This window comes from Kluyvera georgiana, from assembly GCF_050990895.1.
Lineage (GTDB): Bacteria > Pseudomonadota > Gammaproteobacteria > Enterobacterales > Enterobacteriaceae > Kluyvera > Kluyvera georgiana.
Genome location: NZ_CP158865.1, coordinates 830,767 through 847,915 on the forward strand (window position 1 = coordinate 830,767; position 17,149 = coordinate 847,915).

Consider the following 17,149-nt stretch of genomic DNA (forward strand, 5'->3'; position numbering starts at 1 on the left):
CTAGCCGTCGTGGCGCAGTGAGCCTTCGCCCCAGCGCGGAATGTTATCCACGTCGATGTCGAACAGGTCGAGCGCACGGTTGACGCTATGCGTAACAATGTCGTCCGCGGTTTGCGGACGTTGATAGAGGGCCGGAACCGGCGGGAAGATAATCCCGCCCATTTCCGTCACGGCGGCCATATTACGGATATGGCCGAGATTTAACGGCGTTTCGCGCGCCAGCAGTACCAGACGACGCCGCTCTTTAAGCACCACGTCGGCGGCGCGAGTCAGCAGGTTATCGGTCAGACAATGTGCAATCGCGCCCAGCGTTCGCATTGAGCAGGGGGCGACCAGCATGCCCAGCGTTTTGAACGATCCGCTGGAGATGGCCGCGCCCAGGTTGCCAATGGAGTGCACGACGTCCGCCATCGCCATCACTTCATCCAGTCGGTAGTCCGTTTCCAGCTCACAGGTTTTTTCCGCGCCTTTAGAGACGACCAGATGAACCTCCAGCGGTAGGGGCTGAAGCAGTTCCAGCGCCTTCACGCCATACTGAAAACCGGATGCGCCGCTGATGCCAATGATGATGCGTGGTGTCATTGTCTGTTCCTCTTACTCGAAGTCAGGCAGGAAGCGTTTCACGTCAACTTCTTTGAATTTAGAACGTTCAAAGTGATGTTTCAGGTGGAACGGCACGGTGCAGTCAAAAATAGTTTTACAGGACATTCCCTGCTGCAAAATGCTCGGACTGTATTCCGGCACCTGCGACGGATCCAGCGGATGGCAGCGCACGCCCGGAATGGTGACGGTATCAACATCGCCCTGATAGCGCGTTTGCATCGCCCATAGCACGTCATCGCTATCGAAGATGTCCACGTCCTCGTCCACCAGAATCACATGTTTCAGTTCCGGGAATGCGGAGAACGCCAGAAGCGCAGCTTGACGCTGACGACCTTCATCGGCTGGGGAGAATTTCTTGAACTGCATCACCGCCAGCAGTTTGCCGCCGCCCGCTGAGTGAGCGAAGACGTTCAGCAGTTTGCCCGGCATCGCGCGGCCCACCATATCCAGAATGCTGGCTTCGGTCGGGATACCTGCCATATTCACATGTTCTTCACCGGGTCCGACAGTGGTGCGCCAGATAGGGCTGTGACGATGGGTGACCGCTTTCACTTTAATCACTGGCAGCGCGTCTTTCGATTCACCGGTATAGCCAGGGAATTCAGGCATCGCGCGTCCGGTGTCGGTGTTCTGGTCTTCGCGAACTCGCACATTTGGCAGCAGTTCACCTTCAATGATGATTTCTGCGTGGGCAATCGCTTTTTCGTTGATAGTCAGGCATTTCACCATTTCTACGGCCTGCCCGCGCAGGGAACCGGCAATGCTCAGCTCATCAAAGCCCAGCGGCGTGGTCGGCGGCTCGAAGCAGGCGGCAATTTCGATAGCCGGATCAACGCCAATGCTGATGGAGATTGGCAGCGGCTGGCCCAGCTCCTCTGCTTTCATGCGGAATGCATCAATGTGGCGACCCGGAGTCAGCCACATTGACAGTTCATCGCGGCTCTGCACGCACAGACGGTGAATGGTGATATCAGACTCGTGGGTTTCCGGGTCGGAGGCGTAACACAGCCCCATGGTGATGTACGGACCGGCATCCTCTTCGGTGTTGGTCGGCGCGGGCAGCAGCTTACGCAGGTCAAAATCAGCATCGGTGGCCAGATGAATCACTTCCTGAGCTACCGCTTTTTCCGTTGTCAGTACCGGCGGGATTGGGCTCTGTACGGAGTCTTTCAGCAGATGCCCCAGTCTTTCCGGCGGGCAGTTCAGGAAGTGACTGACACGTTTACGCGAGCCGTTAATACCGATGGCGACACTGATATCGTCAAAACCTTTAATTTTATTAAACATCATGACCGGGCCGTTTTTACGGGTTGGACGCTGGCAGGTGCCACCGGCGCCAACGTAACGGTATACGCCGGAGAGTTCGGCATGCGGGTCAACTTCGGTGTCGGTTTCAACGTATTCACCCGGCAGCGTTTTCAGCAGCGCGAGCGCAGAGCGCAGGTCGCGTACGGTAGTATTATTTTTCACGGTGGATTCCTGTTGATATTCGGGAAGAATTTCTGCCGTCACCCTATTCCTTACTCACAATAGGGGCAAATACCGTTTCGCCAGGGCAGGGTAGATCAAAAAGATGTGGCTACACCCGCTGGGGGTATCGTGCGTACACTAGGGCAAAGTCATTTCAGGTATGGGGGACAAATGGATTTAAAACGGTTACGGTATTTCTGCCGGGTGGTTGAGCAAGGCTCGATAAGCCAGGCCTCCAGGGTGTTGAACATGGCGCAGCCGCCGCTGAGTAAGCGCATTCAGGAGCTGGAAGACGAGCTGCAGACGCCGCTGTTTTTGCGCCGCGGCAACCGCATTGAACCGACCGAAGCGGGGTTTTTCCTCTATCGAAAAGCCTGTGAGATTTTGCGCCAGGTAGAGGACACCGCGCGCGAGACGATGGAAATTGCTCAGAAAGATCGCCTACAGTTCCGCTTTGGTATGAGCCACCTGTTCCAGTCCTACTTCAAGCCGCTGCTGCTGGCACTGTATCAGCGTTACCCGGAAATTGAGGTCAATATTTCCGTTACCGATTCCAGCCATCTGGAGATGATGCTCAACGAGGGGGCTATCGACCTGGCGTTTATTCAGCGGCCTTATCGTAGCGAAGGCTTTGACTTTGTCTCGTTTGACCCTGTGAAGCTGGTGGCGGTGATCAACAAAAAATGTCTGCCGTCACCACCGACGAATCCCTTTGATTACAACGCACTGGGTGGGTTGCCGCTGGTGTTACTACACCGGGCGAAAGATTCTGGCACCTATGAGATGCTGATCGATCTGTTCCGTAAAGCGGGCGTTAACCCAAAGGTGATTATGCATATCACTCAGCCGGGGGTGATTCTTGACTGGCTGGAGTCGGGGCTGGCGGCGGCGACATTGCTGCCGTCGTCCGAAGTGTGCGCGGAAAAACTCAATGAATGCTACGTTGTGGATGTTTTCCCTTCGCCGCAGATTTTCTACCCGGCAATGGTGAAAATCCCGGCGGTAAACTGGTGTCCACAGGTGATGGAGCTGGTGGCGGAGGGTTTCCCGTTTGTCCATTATTCACCAACCTGATGGTTTGGCATCCTGCGCGAGCCTGCTATCATAGGTTTCCCGATCGTTGATGACCCGAGGATACGTTTTGCGAGCAGGAAGCCAACTCACTTCTCCACTACGACTGTTAATGTGCCTGATTATCGGCCTGGCGCTGTCCGGTTGCGCCGGAAATTCGTCAGAAGGCAGCTATAGTGGTTCGGTTTACACCGTGAAGCGTGGCGATACGCTATCGCGAATTTCGCGTATGACGGGTACCAGCGTGCGAGATTTGGCGCGGATGAACGGAATTTCTCCGCCCTATACCATCGAAGTTGGACAAAAGCTGAAGGTGAGCGGCGCGTCCTCTTCCAGTACGAAAAAATCGACTGCCAGCAAAACGGCAAAAGTGGTGCCTTCCTCTGCGGTACCGCAGTCATCATGGCCGCCGGTTGGGCAACGCTGCTGGCGCTGGCCCGCAAGCGGTAAGGTTGTCATGACGTATTCAACCTCAGAGGGCGGCAACAAAGGGATCGATATCGCGGGCAGCCGTGGACAGCCTGTGTATGCTGCCGGGGCAGGTAAGGTGGTTTACGTCGGCAACCAGCTACGCGGTTACGGTAATCTGGTTATGATTAAACATAACGAAGATTACATTACCGCCTATGCTCACAACGATAAACTGATGGTCAACAACGGGCAGAGCGTGAAGATTGGCCAGCAGATAGCCACCATGGGCAGTTCGGATGCGGATTCGGTGCGGCTGCACTTCCAGATTCGTTACCGGGCAACGGCTATCGATCCGCTGCGTTATTTACCGCCGCAGGGCAGTAAGCCGAAGTGCTAACCGGTTATTTTATCGTCACTTAGCACCCAGAGTGCTTGCCAGGCGAGGAGTAAGGTTTATAATGCTCCTCGCACACCTTTGCGGGCGTAGTTCAATGGTAGAACGAGAGCTTCCCAAGCTCTATACGAGGGTTCGATTCCCTTCGCCCGCTCCAGAATTCCCCTAACGTATTCATTCCTGAGCCTTTTTCTGATTCATACGTGACGGCGCTCGTGATCCTACTACAAAGGGTTCATACAGCCGATGGCGCAGCGTGATAATCTCTATCGACGTCCAAGCGGTATCTATGTTCTGCGGATCACCGTTCCGGTTCGTTATCGTGCCCTGATAGGGCAGCGTGAAATTCATGCATCTACCCGCACAACCCACCTTGCAAATGCCAGAGCTATTGCCGCGCGTTTGCTGGAGAAGTGGTATGCGTCTCTGGAAGAGTTCAGGCAAGTGGATAAAGAGAAAATCGGGGGCAATGCCCCATTGTTGACTGGCGCTGGCAAAATCAGCCTGGCGTTGTTTTGCGATTCGTTTGGTGTTGGGCTTGAGACTGTCGTCCAACATCTTCTGGCAGACAATGTGCCGCTTTATGCCCTTGTGTCGAATCAGCGTGGCTTCCTGATTGATGATTTCAGCACGCTTGACCGTGATCCTGACACGCATGGATTCGTTTTAAACAACGTTGCGCATGCCGAGGCTGCGGTAAACGGTTATATGCAGCTTTACCAACCGCAGTTTGCGCTTGTTGAATTGCTGAACGGACGAAAGGTTGAGGCCACTGCATTCAGAGCTAATAATGGCAATCCGCTTTCTCTCTGGCTGTTGGATTTACCCGGGGTGACGCTGAACGCAAGTTCTTTGTTCATCAACAACGTGCAGGCTGAAAAACTACGTAGCGCCTGGGATAAGGCGCTTACGAAATCAGAGCCAAAATTAAGTGCTCTGCCATGTGCTCCGGCAGTTGTAACACCAGCGATTCCTGTGGCCGCTACCATCAACCCGTATTGCAACCCGACATATGCCAGCATGACTGTTTCAGCATTGCTGGAAGCGTTTTTGGTCTATAAAAATACGGGTGATATCAAGTTGGCCAGTGAGGGGAAAATTCGTTCCAGAATTGAACACTTCACAGAGGTCATGGGCGATTTAACTCTAGGTGAACTGAATCGTGACATAGTGAAAGATTACGTCACCAAAATGCAGAATATGCCCGGTAATCTGTATTTGATGCGGCGAAAATACAAGATTTCAGATACGCAAAAGCTTATTGAAATAGCGCTCGCTGATGGTCAGCCAGTTATGAGCCGAGATGCCATTGGCAGGCATATTGAGTCACTGGGTTCTATGCTCAAATGGGCGAAGAGTGAACGTTATCTTTTTGATAACCCTGCTGAGAATGTTCTGGCTCAGCGCCGTGTGATGGTGCGTGAGCAGGATCGCCGCGACCTCTTCACCGATGATGAACTAGTGCAAATTTTCTCGGCTGACTGGTTTAAGAAAGGCGCGGGAACGCCCAATCAATACGGACGTTATACAAGCTTCCGCCCGTTTCACTACTGGTTGCCTCTGCTGGCATTATATGTGGGCGGGCGCATCAATGAGCTTTGCCAGCTTTATCTGGCGGATATTCGCGAAGATAAAAACGGTATTGCCTATATTGATTTTAACCTTGATGCGCCGGATAAGGTGATGGATGAAGAGGCACAGGCTGGCGGCGATAAATCATTAAAGACGGTGAATGCGATCCGTCAGGTTCCAATTCATCCGCGACTTATCGAACTAGGGTTGCTGGAGTATGTAGATGCACTGAAAGCTGCCGGGTATGATCGTCTTTTCCCTGAGTTGAAGCACAACAAACTCAAAGGATATCGTGCCGGCGCCTCAAAATGGTTTAACGAAAACTACTTTGGCAAAGTCCTCGGGTTCCCCCGTGACGGTAAGAAAACGTTCCATTCACTGCGGCATACTTTCATCAATGCTCTAGACGAGTTTGAGAACAATGAACGCACGATTGCGCAGCTTGTTGGACATGTTCGTGGCAGCACCACCGCGATGACAACCTATCGCAAGGATGCTGATGTGGGAGAGCAATTGGGCGTGATTTCACAGCTTAGCTACAGTTTGCCTGATATTGCGCAGTTTGATTCGCAAGCGGGTATCAAGGCGGTCATCAATGCGCGGCGCAGACATAAATCATAGGATGTGCCAAACGCGCCAAGAAGCTTTGTGGCACGTTTTTTATCAAGGGTCGTGGATTTACAGTGCAGAATTTGGAAGCGCTTAAAACGCGTCTGGAGAAGTCATTTGACCTACGATTGCACCCGCAGCCCTTCCACGCTTTCCTGCGGCAGACTTATCACTGTTTTAATGCTGGTTTCGATGCTGCGGATAATGTCTTTGCGTGGGCCGCTACGCCAGTCAGCGCTTGCGTAAAAAGCATCGAGAACCGCAGTCATTTTTTCAGCGCTGTCAAAGGTGCGAATGAGGTAGTAGCAATCCGGGTCATGAAGCGAGTTGCCAAACGACACGACATCGATCCCGTGGCGTTGGTGTAGGGGAACGCTGATTTCCTGCATGATGGTGTGAAAATCAGTTCCGGAGCCTTTGCGTAAGGTGTATTGCAGTATCTCGACGGTTCTCAACGTGTTATCTCCGTTGATAACTTGTGGCTTTCCCAGCCGAACTCTGAGTATGTCTGAGCCTCTTTTATAGCCACAATCGCCTGCCGAACATAAGGTATTGTCTCTTCCGGTAGTGCCTCTGTATTTTTCCAGCTTACTTCCGAGTGCTTGTCTGGTTCAGCAAGAAAAGGAACGCCGCTCCATTCTCTACATATAAAAAAAAGCCCTATCCATGAACGGTTTTCTGTCCACACATGCATAGTGTGCGCAAGTGTTAGCGCGGCGGGCGATGCCTGGACTCCCGTTTCTTCCTTTAACTCTCTGGCCGCAGCCGTCGAGAGGGGTTCTCCTTGTTCTAGCCCACCGGCTGGTAAGCTATAGTAACCGTCCATCCACCCCGTATTGCTTCTTCGCAGCATGCAGATTTCATTCCCTCTAAGAAGTAAGACGAACACTGCAATTGAAAGGTTATATCTTTCCCGGCCCATAATATCTGCTTTCCTTTTCTACTGATGACGCTGACTATATATACAGTATTTCAAGGTCGCAGGTATCTACCAGTTTTGGCAATCAATGCCCAAACTGAACTCTATTTAACGCCGAAGACAGACCGCCTTTATAAGGATTGTTGCGATGCTACGGAAAATTTCGGACGCAATGCCTGAAAGGGGGGCTGGCAAACCTAGGAGATCCACTTTTTCGCGCCCAGCTTATCTGGCTGCATTTACACCGCGAACATGTTGCGGGTTAACAGCTATCGGTTCAGGTTTATGTGTTGCGAAGGTGGGAAAACGGCAGGTTTACTTTTGAAGGGAAAGATTTAATACAATGAGCAAGAGAAAAGTGTGATTGTTAAAAATGTTAAAACATAAATTGTTCTTTAAGATGTAAACCCTTCCTCGGGGGGGAAGCCGGACATATCAACCCTAAAGCCATCTGAGAAGATAGCCTGTAGGTTTGCTCGGTTCCCCTTGCCAGATGAAGATCAAGTCTTCCTCGTGGTGTGACGACCTTTCTTGAAAGATGCATTATGCGCAAAAGTAGCTACTCAAGAATCCGCCGATATCTACTTTCACCCTCTGCTTGGCTGCATCAAACGCTTGCGCGCCCTACCTACCACAATCAACGTTACGCAGAGTTCCCATCCTGACGTTTTCCGCAAAAGAGCGGTGATGCTCCACCTGCCCGGATCGGTTTACCGCATGAGGTAGGTGTCACGGCCAACATAGCACACGTTGAGTTTCAATAAAAGTGTTATATATCATGTAGGTGCGTTCATATTCTGAACGCATTAAACCACATCATAAAGTTGGTAAAATGCAGCTATTTTTAACATGTTGAAAATATCCAGTCTAAATTTCCTGCACAGTTTTTAGTTGCTCATTGATATATTTGAGCAAGGTATCGAGGCGAACAATAGCTTGTGCTACAGGATCATGTTTAGAAATCTTAAGGCTTTCGGCTATTGTCTCTTTTTCCTTTGTAAACAATTGAATAGCAAAGTCGGGGATTAAATTGGAGTTTGTAAAAGCTTCTTCTAGGTCAGCCATGGTGAAGGGGGTGGCTTCCAGAGAATTGCTCTCTTTTGTTTCAAGCAGTTTTTGACGTAGAAGTTGGCAAAAATCATCAGCAAACTCTAGGCAAAGGGCGCGAACATCATTATTTGGTGCAGGGATTTCGATAACTTGTCCTCTATCACCAAGTCGAACGATTTTGGTGGCGACGTAGTATCTTCCGTCAACCCAAGCGTTTATGACAGGATTACCATCATGCGTTGCTGCATTTCGCGCATCCTGAAAAAAAGCCCCATGGCTTAGTTGCTGTATTTTTGACCAAGGTAACTGCTTGCCTGTAACTGTTTTTATCGAGTCTTTAAGCGTTTGAATGACATTCGTGAACGAGGAAAATCCATAAATAACAGCCTGACTATTTGACTCGGGAACCTGTTGGTTACTAGTAAATAAGTTAATCGATGTATCGCAAGCTGTTACGATGGCCGCTAAGTGGTATTGCAACTCTTCAATTTTTCCACCGCAATAGTTGGCAACCCAGCGACGATGGTTATCTGGCAGCTCGTTCATGATTTTCTCTTATCCTTAATGGGTTGGAGCATTATACATCTATCTAATGACTAGATTGTCCTATATCCATTTGTTAACTAATAAGTATGCCAACAAACGACCGTTTTCTGGCACCTCCCAATTGCACGCTTTCACACTGTTGGAAAAATAGCCTTGGCTTTTCTGGCAGGCCATCCTAATGTTGGCCTCGTTTTCTGGCAGGGGTCAGATGGGGAGATAACAATGGCTACTTTTGGCTACGGACGTGTTTCGACATCGCAGCAGGATACTGAGAACCAACGGCTGGAGCTTGGGCAGGCTGGGTGGCAAATTGATTACTGGTTTGCCGATGTTGTTAGCGGGAAGGTTCCGGCAATGCAACGTAAAGCGTTTTCTGAAATGCTCAGCAAAATCCGCGATGGTGAAACGTTGGTAGTTGCAAAACTAGACCGTCTGGGGCGTGATGCGATTGACGTCCTGCAAACGGTAAGGGCGCTGGCTGACCGTAATATCAAGGTTATTGTCCACCAGCTTGGCACGACTGATCTCACCTCCGCAGCGGGTAAGCTTCTGTTGTCGATGCTGGCAGCGGTTGCAGAGATGGAGCGCGATCTTTTGATTGAACGCACTCAAGCGGGATTGTCACGAGCAAAAGCTGAAGGTAAGAAGCTGGGAAGACCGTCTAAAATCGCGCCAGAAGCCCGTAGAGCGATTATAGAGAAAAAGAATAGTGGAACCAGTGTAAGTGCTTTAGCGCGTGAATACGGCGTTTCCAGGGCCACTATAGCTACGTTGCTTTAAACGTTTCTAACTTTTCATCACAACCGCGAGTTTGGGGTTGGTTAGCGTGTGAGATTCAAAGCGTGAAAAAGGTTGTGGCACCGTTTCCGGTAAGGGCAGCAAAGAAGATCGTCGAGGTTGAATGCCCCCACTTATGAGTCCGGGGGGCTAATGGTGGTTACTCAAATGAAGCCGCGATGATTTCCCCAGTGTTGGCGTTGAAAACACAAAAATATTGAAGCGGTGTTTGCATTCCAAGGCTATTAATCGCCTTAGCTTGTTGTCCGAACATTTGAATAGTTCGTTTGTTCTCGTCGTGCCAGAGGTAGGTGGTGAATCGCGATTGATCTTCGTTGCCTGACCATACATGAGGGAACGTCGCTTTCTTGTCCATTACCTGCCTGCACTCCCTGACCGGGTTGTGGTGCGTTTTCGCATAGCATTCCGGGCTGTTACCTGAACATAAGGCGTTTTGTTTTGTTAGCGGTTGTTCTGCACCTACAGCGGAAAAGGCGCATACGCCCAGCACCAATGAGAGAGTGCCCAGAGCCCCCCATGCAATTGCGCGTAGTGTGCTGATCTGCCGTTTTGATACAACATGAGCGACCACACTATAGCTGGCCCAGCTAAGCGCGGCTCCCGCTGAAATCGGTAATAAAAAGTCTGCTCCCGCCATGATTCCCTCACTTTCCAAACCACATCGCGCCTGATAGCGAACGCTGGTGACGCCCAACCGATGATGATCATCATACTTATTAGGCTTTAAATGTCACTATTGGTGTTTATTTTGAATCAGTAAGGATTGTCATGATTCAGGCGATGAATGCGAGTGACTAAGCTCGCTGACGAGAGGGTGGATTCAAAATGTCTCATATGGAGCGTGGCCTTACAGTGGTCAAAGTTGCACATTCAGTGCATGAAAAAATCCCTGAGAATACAGTTTGGCGAGCGGGTAAAAGAACTGCGCATTGCCACCGGAATGAGCCAGGAAGCGTTTGCTGATCGGTGTGGGTTCGCACGTAGCTATATGAGCCGCATTGAACGCGGTGGTTCTAATGCGTCTCTGGATGCGATTGAGGTGCTGGCTAACGCTCTGAGCGTTGAGCCGTGGCAGTTGTTAGCGTCTGGCTCAACTGATGATAACGACCCGGAACTGTTGGTTCCATTCGCGGCCGATGGTTCGTGTTTTCACCCCGGACTAGCGAGTTCGAGAGATGGCTCCTTTGGTGTAGGCGATAAGACCGCTCAGAAGCGTTTTGGCACGTTTTCAGAGGCTCTTGAGTATCTGCGTAGCATGGAGACAGCAAAATGGCGTAGGCCCAATGCCAGCGGTAATTGGGGCATTGTGTCAGCGGTGCGTTGGGACAAACTGAGAAAATAGCTCAGGTATAAGTTTATGAATTCTAAGGTAGTGTGAATGAACAGTGTTCATTCAATCTTGATAGCTTTCCGTGTCATCAGCCTTTTTCTGCCTATGACAGTTAATAAAACATCAAAATACAGGTGCGTTACGTAGGCGTTACAGTGGCGTTTATCTGAGAAGAGAATTGATATATCGCGGGGTTGAGTTGATGGCTTTTGAAATTGTCACGACAGTAATAGCATCCTCTACGGCATTAGTAGTTGCAGTCGTTGGCTACTGGCTCACAAAAAAACGTGAACGAGATGCTGAGTTGCGAAAAGAACGCTTAGATCACTATAAAGAACTTATTTCTAGTCTGAGTGACATTCTTGAAGGCGATAACAATTTACAGGGACAAAAGCGGTTTGCCGTAGCTTGCAACAACCTTAATCTCGTTGCGCCCGCATCAGTGATCAAGGCCCTGCAAGCGTTTCAGGACGAAACAAAGTCAAGCAATCCGAGCCGAACCCTTGAACGTCATGATGAGTTACTGTCGTTGCTGCTTATCGAGATGAGGAGAGACCTTAATATCTCACCTAGCTGTGAGTCTGCGTCGATGTTTCGGTTATGGGCGCCTGGGAAATCATTATGACACAGCCAAATTTCAGAAGAGTTCAAAAAAGAAATCCTCATCAATTAGTCGTTGATCAACATATCCACGCAGCGCATTGCATAAAAAAGTTTGCCGGTGAAAAAGGTTTAGTGGACGTTTTTGATAAATCAATTTCTCAATGGGTGCAGCGTAAGCCAGATGCCGCGATTTTTTGCGCGAAACGAGCTTGGGATCAACGAGCTGAAAAAGGTTATATGCATGGTTTTGAGACGGATTTTTTTCAGGTTATAGATAATATTAATACCCCTATCAGCGACAGAAATCATGCAGCCATTAGCCGTTATTTCCATTTGTGGCGTCTAAGAGGGGAGTCAAGAGATAACGAGAAAAAGGATTGGCAACTTAATGGTGTTTCAGGGGATTCGCTCACTATCGATGAACAAGAAATTATAGAAAGTAAACATGCGACCTTTGTTTTAGAAGGAGGTAGTTTTCCGCATCACTTCGCTAAAGGTATAGAGATACAAATTATGCTCGATAAGATTTGCCATTTAATGGAACCGATAACGTGGGGGTTATGGACCGCTAGCAGGGGCGAATTTTTAGTTGCTGATTACTATCCTGGTGATAGTGATGGTTTGGTGCCTTTTATCCCTGTTTCTCCCCGACATGTATTTTTTGGTAATGCTCCTGACAGGAATCTTCGTGTTCAAGAAGTGCGCGAATTGAACCGTGTTTCTGTAACATCTTCAAAAAACTACTACTTTTGCCGTAGCCTTGATAAGTGCCCGCTTTAAGGAATGGAGCTTTGCAAAACGTTGTAGTTCTTCCTACAAAGCCCTCCTACAATGCATCAAATTTTTGTTAATAAATCCATGGGATTACGAGATCTTTGGAGCGGGGGTGATTTCCCTTCGCCCGCTCCAAACTTAAGTATCCTGAAGTCTACCCACCTCAAGTTTCCTTTGATAAATAAGCGATTATAGCATTCTATTAGCCTATTGAACTCAATTGTACTTCCCTAGGGTCAAGCACAATGTGGGGGTATCAATGGGGGGATTATTGTCTCCCCTGCTGAAAGGTACCCCCAATGAAGCGGACTGCTCGTCAAGTTGAAACTGCAAAACCCAAAGAGAAGCCCTACAAACTGGCTGATGGTGGTGGTCTTTACCTGCTGGTTAATTCCAACGATAAAAGATACTGGCGTCTCAAATACCGTTCGTTAGGTAAAGAGAAGCTGCTCGCTATTGGCATTTACCACGATGTTTCTTTAGCTGAGGCCAGAAGTAAGCGTGAGGATGCTAAAAGAATATTAGCAGCTGGTAACGCCCCTTATCTCGAAAGAAAAATGGAGAAGCTCAGTCGCAAGCAGGACGCTGAAAATTCGTTTGAGGCTATCACTCAGGAGTGATATCAGCGTCGCTATGATCGCTAGTCTATCTCCTGGCGTGAGGAGATGATGAGAACCTTTGAGAAGGATGTATTTCCTTATATAGGCCACCGGCCAATCAAAGATATCAAACCGATGGAGTTGCTTGCTGTTCTTTCGAAATTTGAAGCGTGAGGGGCAACTGAAAAGGTCCGCAAGGTGCGCCAGCGTTGTGGAGAGGTCTGAATGGCAGTCCTGCACCAGATCTAGCCAGCGCTGTGATTCCTCATGAGAAAGAGCACTATGCTTTTTATCCCTGGATGAATTGCTTGAGTTTCTTCGAACTTTGAACACTTATGCCGGTAGTGTGCTTGTTAAGATTGCGATGCAATTCCCACTCCGAGCGTAAAATTACTTTCAGCCTTCACCACGCCAGAAGAAAATAAAAACAACAAGGTTGCGGTTAATGTACTGATTTTATACATGACACATCATCCTTAATTACAGAATTAACGGACGACAAGTCACCGCCCGGAATAGTTTTAGGTGCGATACGATGCTGTCCAATTTAGCGAACCGTCCAGGCCGGACTGAAATCCTCTTCTTCAAATAATTCAGTCAGTCCACTTATCTGTTTCAGACGAAGAACTTCGTCCCTGTCCATTCCCAGCTCCTTACCAATACGTTCATCTGCCCATCCGAGACGGGCCAGGTCTCTGACGATATCTGACATCGACGCTATCTGATGCTTCCCTCGGGCGCGGTTATGCCTGATCGTAGAGGCAATTCGTTCCGCCTGTCCCTTTCGTTCGGGATTGATACAGGTGACGGGCAGCCAGCCTTTCAGGCGTTTTCCTACCCCTGACGCGCGTCTGCCCAGCAGTTGCCGATGAAAACCATCCACGACCAGAAACTGATCTTTCTCTTCAGATACCACGACGGGCTGGGTAAAACCGTCTTCCTGCAGTGAGTGCTGCAGTAATTTTTTCTCTCCGGCAGCCATAACATTGGGGTTGTAATCGTTGGCCACCACTTCGCTGGCTTTCACCCACAACACCAGGTCTACAGGCTCCCGGGTAAAGGGACTAAGCTCATGAAGCGTTTTACGAAAATGATTGAGGGCAGCAACTTTTTCTTCATCTGAAATCTGCTGACTGAAATACCGGGTAATAAGACTGGCCACCTGTTCCCTGGTTACAATATCCCCCATTCCTTCCTCCTTTTTTTCATACGCGCCTGATAACGTTCGTAATGCCGGGGCTTATTCGGGCTGAAAGATAAGGTCCGGCACCAGAAGTCATTTTTGATGAGTGTTTTGCATATCCGCCGCCAGGAGGGAATATCCCTGCTGCCCAGATCATTCTCCTGTTCATCCGGAATATCCTCCGGGTAACCGTGCGTCTGATACCAGCGCAGGTATACCGCTATCTTGTTCCGGTAATGCTCGGCTGTTTTCTGTGGCATGACATCGAGAAGAAACATGGCATAACTACGCCAGGTATGATGTGCTGGTCTAGAGATGCGTTTGCGCAATGCAAAATAAGCGCCACTTTCATTAGCATAAATGGCCCCGCTGGCCGCGCCGGACACACGGGCACACATTCTCGCCCAGGTTTCAGGCTCCAGTACATGATAAAGCCACAGACCGCGGCGCTGTTCGGGGCCAAAAGGCTCACAGACCCGCATATTCCTCAGTGGGACGCCGGCTCTGTACATCAGGTCATACAGTGGGTTGTAAATGGCGCCCGTGCGGGCGTGGTAAATCCAGATGTCCCGGGCTTTCCAGTCATACAGGGGGCACATCGTGTAGGAAAACCCCGCGGGAGATGCAGTGGTCCAGGGTTTGTCATCGGCATAACGAAGCTTTCGCTGGCTGGTAAGACCTATAAACCGGTTCAGGGATTCATCAGCACGAACGCCGGTCAGTATGGCCACTCCACACTGATTGCTCGTAAACCATGTCGAAAACGCTGGGACAAACTCTTCAAACGTCATGGCGTAACGGTAAAAGGGGAAATACGCCATATCAGTAATGGCATCTGCCGGTGGCTGACGGACCCACTCCACATCGGGTTCCCAGCAGATCCATTCCGGTTGAAACTGTGAAACACCATTTACAGTCGTCAGCGGAAGAGCCACCCAGAAAAACGTCTCCGTCACATCACTGTAGAGATCCTTCATTTTCTGAACATGCTCAATCGTGGACTGATACTGGGCTTCCCAGTCAATGAACAGGACAGAGAAACGCCGGTGTTTCCTGCGGGCTATTGTGGCGACGATATGAAACAAAACGGTTGAGTCTTTTCCACCTGAAAAAGACAGGCAAACCTGAGAAAAGGTATCAAATATCCACTCCACACGGTCTGTAACCGCAGACAGCACATCTTCGCCGGTTCTGATCTTCTGTATCCGATTACGTTCCATAATGACGTTGTCTGACATAAATACCTGAAGGCCAAAGCCCGGTAATGTTAAAATAACTGTTCTGTTATCTATTAACCCAATTGTCATTGGGATGACAATATTAAGTTGAGTTTTCTAATTTATATTTGATCTGAGCCCCGAAAATGGAAATGTAAAGTTTAGTCATCTGGTTTTTCAGAGTGCGGGTTAATATATGTAAAGAGCCATTTTAAGATATTGTAGTATTAACCTTGCCAGGTGTATTATCGTTATCATCTGAAATTGTAATAACTCCTGCATGCATAAGAAAATCTTAAGGATAAGTTATGTCTGAAAGTATTTCAGGCACAGGTCATTTTAGCTTTAATATTTTCAATTGCGTCTTTTGATGTCGCAGCCACTCCTTGCTTTTCAGTGATAGTTATGTGACGAAAGACACACAAATGCGTTCTGGGCTCTCCAGAAACAGAGATTGTAATGATACTGATTCAAATTCACGGAAATCAGTAAGTGAAAAAAACATAGATTCTGTTGCAGAGAAACAGAGACTAAATCAACGAATTATGACAATAGACCTTGAAAGAAGATTGTTGCGGACGAAGAAAGGAAGCATGACTGCACAGGATAGAGTAAAATATGTGAGCTGACAAATAAACGTTCGGCTTTAAAAAGCAAAATTAAATAATCAACGCAATAAAACTATTTCATCTGAATGGAGTTCATGTTGAGTCAATAGCCCGTAAACACATCCAGCATAAGTTACAAGCTAATGTAAAGGAGCTGTGCATGAGCATTGAGTATTTCATAACTGTTTTCATTATATGCCTATCTCCGGGAATAGTCGTGGTTTATACGCTGTCGGCAACATTAGGCGGCGGGTGGAAAGCAGGATTCTGAACCTCTGTCGGATGTACAATTGCTACCGTCATTCATCTTATGATCGCTATGGCTGGTTTAGCGGCTGTTCTTCATGCCAGTGCAGTATTGTTTTAGACAATCAAGTTTTCTGGTGTGGCCTGAATCGCCACGGATTATTTAGACACTTCTGAGCCGTTGATAATATAGGTTTTCATATTCAGCCGGTGGCATCTGCTCGCTCGAACCATGCCGACGCTTACTGTTATAAAACATTTCGATGTAATCAAAAATATCGCTTCTGGCTTCGTCTCTCGTTCCGTAGATCTTTTTCTTAATCCGTTCGCGTTTCAGTATCTGGAAAAAGCTTTCCGCAACCGCATTGTCGTGGCAGTTACCGCGACGACTCATGCTGCCTTCCAGACCGTGCGATTCCAGGATCGACTGCCACTTATGCTCTTGTACTGACTGCCCTGATCAGAGTGAACCAATACCTGTTTTTGAGGATTACGCCTCCACACCGCCATAAGTAATGCGTTCAGGACAATCTCTTTTGTCATGCGGGGTTGCATTGACCAGCTGATAACCCTACGTGAGAACAGGTCAACAACCACGGCCAGATACAGCCAGCCTTCGAGGGTCCTGATGTAGGTTATGTCCGTTACTCAACGCTCATCCGGAGCATCCGGATTGAACTGTCGCCAGACCCGGTTCACTCCGCACTGCTGCCCGGTATCACGCAGATCGAGATGGATCTTGCGATAACCATAGACGCAGTCAGACTCGAGCCAGAACTGTTTGCTCTGCCTTCTTTATCCAGGGGTAAAGGCTGTGGGTGGTGATATCGAGACGTGTTGCAACGCTGGAAACAGAATGACCACGATTAACAACCTGTTTGACTGCTTCAATTTTGAATGCTTCAGGATAACGCTTACCGCTCATGGGGACCTCTCTTTAAGTGATCTGAAATGACTCTGAGGTGTCTGTTAAACCCGTGGCGATTCAATCGTCTGGTGTTCTACACATAGCGACCTTCTCAGGGTACATAATCAGTATGTCGGGGATCTCTAAAAACGAAGGGGTCGCCTTGCCGGGATACTTACACGGACACGGGGCGCGCATAAAGGAATGTATTATTCTGAATGTCATTGCATAGGTTAACT

At 48.9% G+C, this 17,149-nt stretch carries 15 protein-coding genes, 1 tRNA gene and 2 pseudogenes; 9 read left to right on the top strand and 9 right to left on the bottom strand.

What is annotated here, in order from left to right:
* Together ABTW00_RS04025 and ABTW00_RS04030 are read right to left on the bottom strand one after the other, a co-directional pair.
* On the bottom strand, nt 1–582 hold the full coding sequence (locus ABTW00_RS04025) for a UbiX family flavin prenyltransferase (RefSeq protein ID WP_433638985.1): 582 nt from the start codon (nt 580–582) through the stop codon (nt 1–3).
* 12 nt (nt 583–594) lie between these two features.
* Nucleotides 595–2,073 (bottom strand): UbiD family decarboxylase, encoded by a 1,479-nt coding sequence (locus ABTW00_RS04030; protein WP_433638988.1) that lies wholly within the window; start codon nt 2,071–2,073, stop codon nt 595–597.
* A 171-nt stretch (nt 2,074–2,244) separates the two neighbouring features.
* Between ABTW00_RS04030 and ABTW00_RS04035 the strand changes: the two genes are divergently transcribed.
* From ABTW00_RS04035 to ABTW00_RS04050, 4 genes are all read left to right on the top strand, one after another.
* The gene (locus ABTW00_RS04035; protein WP_433638990.1) at nt 2,245–3,147 is read left to right on the top strand and encodes a LysR family transcriptional regulator; all 903 of its coding nucleotides are present in this window, start codon (nt 2,245–2,247) and stop codon (nt 3,145–3,147) included.
* Between the two features lie 49 nt (nt 3,148–3,196).
* A complete protein-coding gene (gene actS, locus ABTW00_RS04040; protein WP_433638993.1) occupies nt 3,197–3,952 on the top strand; it encodes an amidase activator ActS in 756 nt (251 codons plus the stop codon).
* Between the two features lie 80 nt (nt 3,953–4,032).
* Nucleotides 4,033–4,106, top strand: a tRNA-Gly gene (locus tag ABTW00_RS04045).
* 89 nt (nt 4,107–4,195) lie between these two features.
* Entirely contained in the window at nt 4,196–6,142 is a 1,947-nt protein-coding gene (locus tag ABTW00_RS04050; RefSeq protein WP_433638996.1) for a DUF6538 domain-containing protein, read from the top strand.
* 110 nt (nt 6,143–6,252) lie between these two features.
* Here the strand turns inward: ABTW00_RS04050 and ABTW00_RS04055 are convergent, their stop codons facing one another.
* The 3 genes from ABTW00_RS04055 to ABTW00_RS04065 all read right to left on the bottom strand — a co-directional run bounded on the left by ABTW00_RS04055 (nt 6,253) and on the right by ABTW00_RS04065 (nt 8,645).
* The gene (locus tag ABTW00_RS04055) at nt 6,253–6,585 is read right to left on the bottom strand and encodes an NIPSNAP family protein (RefSeq protein WP_433638999.1); all 333 of its coding nucleotides are present in this window, start codon (nt 6,583–6,585) and stop codon (nt 6,253–6,255) included.
* Nucleotides 6,582–7,052 carry an NUDIX hydrolase gene (locus ABTW00_RS04060; protein WP_433639001.1) on the bottom strand — a complete coding sequence of 157 codons (471 nt, stop codon included), beginning with the start codon at nt 7,050–7,052 and terminating at the stop codon, nt 6,582–6,584. The genes ABTW00_RS04055 and ABTW00_RS04060 overlap by 4 nt, the downstream gene beginning before the upstream one ends.
* Nucleotides 7,053–7,916: 864 nt before the next feature.
* Nucleotides 7,917–8,645, bottom strand: a complete 729-nt coding sequence (locus tag ABTW00_RS04065) for a hypothetical protein (RefSeq protein WP_433639004.1) — start codon at nt 8,643–8,645, stop codon at nt 7,917–7,919.
* A 222-nt stretch (nt 8,646–8,867) separates the two neighbouring features.
* Between ABTW00_RS04065 and ABTW00_RS04070 the strand changes: the two genes are divergently transcribed.
* Nucleotides 8,868–9,425, top strand: coding sequence for a recombinase family protein (locus tag ABTW00_RS04070; protein ID WP_282985899.1), 558 nt, complete (start codon nt 8,868–8,870; stop codon nt 9,423–9,425).
* 157 nt (nt 9,426–9,582) lie between these two features.
* On the opposite strand, the gene ABTW00_RS04075 is transcribed toward ABTW00_RS04070, so the two are convergent.
* Nucleotides 9,583–10,080 carry a hypothetical protein gene (locus ABTW00_RS04075; protein ID WP_282985900.1) on the bottom strand — a complete coding sequence of 166 codons (498 nt, stop codon included), beginning with the start codon at nt 10,078–10,080 and terminating at the stop codon, nt 9,583–9,585.
* Between the two features lie 240 nt (nt 10,081–10,320).
* Here ABTW00_RS04075 and ABTW00_RS04080 point away from each other — a divergent pair, with 240 nt between their 5' ends.
* The 4 genes and pseudogenes from ABTW00_RS04080 to ABTW00_RS04095 form a co-directional block, all read left to right on the top strand.
* The gene (locus tag ABTW00_RS04080) at nt 10,321–10,785 is read left to right on the top strand and encodes a helix-turn-helix domain-containing protein (protein WP_282985901.1); all 465 of its coding nucleotides are present in this window, start codon (nt 10,321–10,323) and stop codon (nt 10,783–10,785) included.
* A gap of 190 nt (nt 10,786–10,975) precedes the next feature.
* On the top strand, nt 10,976–11,398 hold the full coding sequence (locus tag ABTW00_RS04085; protein WP_433639007.1) for a hypothetical protein: 423 nt from the start codon (nt 10,976–10,978) through the stop codon (nt 11,396–11,398).
* Nucleotides 11,395–12,156 (top strand): hypothetical protein, encoded by a 762-nt coding sequence (locus ABTW00_RS04090; RefSeq protein WP_433639009.1) that lies wholly within the window; start codon nt 11,395–11,397, stop codon nt 12,154–12,156. The genes ABTW00_RS04085 and ABTW00_RS04090 overlap by 4 nt, the downstream gene beginning before the upstream one ends.
* A gap of 293 nt (nt 12,157–12,449) precedes the next feature.
* Nucleotides 12,450–13,119 (top strand): annotated as a pseudogene (locus tag ABTW00_RS04095) (tyrosine-type recombinase/integrase); the annotation flags it as partial.
* Between the two features lie 177 nt (nt 13,120–13,296).
* Here the strand turns inward: ABTW00_RS04095 and ABTW00_RS04100 are convergent.
* The 3 genes and pseudogenes from ABTW00_RS04100 to ABTW00_RS04110 all read right to left on the bottom strand — a co-directional run bounded on the left by ABTW00_RS04100 (nt 13,297) and on the right by ABTW00_RS04110 (nt 16,928).
* Nucleotides 13,297–13,938 carry an IbrB-like domain-containing protein gene (locus ABTW00_RS04100; RefSeq protein WP_433639011.1) on the bottom strand — a complete coding sequence of 214 codons (642 nt, stop codon included), beginning with the start codon at nt 13,936–13,938 and terminating at the stop codon, nt 13,297–13,299.
* Nucleotides 13,923–15,170 carry a phosphoadenosine phosphosulfate reductase gene (locus ABTW00_RS04105; RefSeq protein ID WP_433639014.1) on the bottom strand — a complete coding sequence of 416 codons (1,248 nt, stop codon included), beginning with the start codon at nt 15,168–15,170 and terminating at the stop codon, nt 13,923–13,925. The genes ABTW00_RS04100 and ABTW00_RS04105 overlap by 16 nt, the downstream gene beginning before the upstream one ends.
* A 996-nt stretch (nt 15,171–16,166) precedes the next feature.
* Nucleotides 16,167–16,928 (bottom strand): annotated as a pseudogene (locus tag ABTW00_RS04110) (IS3 family transposase).
* Between the last annotated feature and the right edge of the window lie 221 nt (nt 16,929–17,149).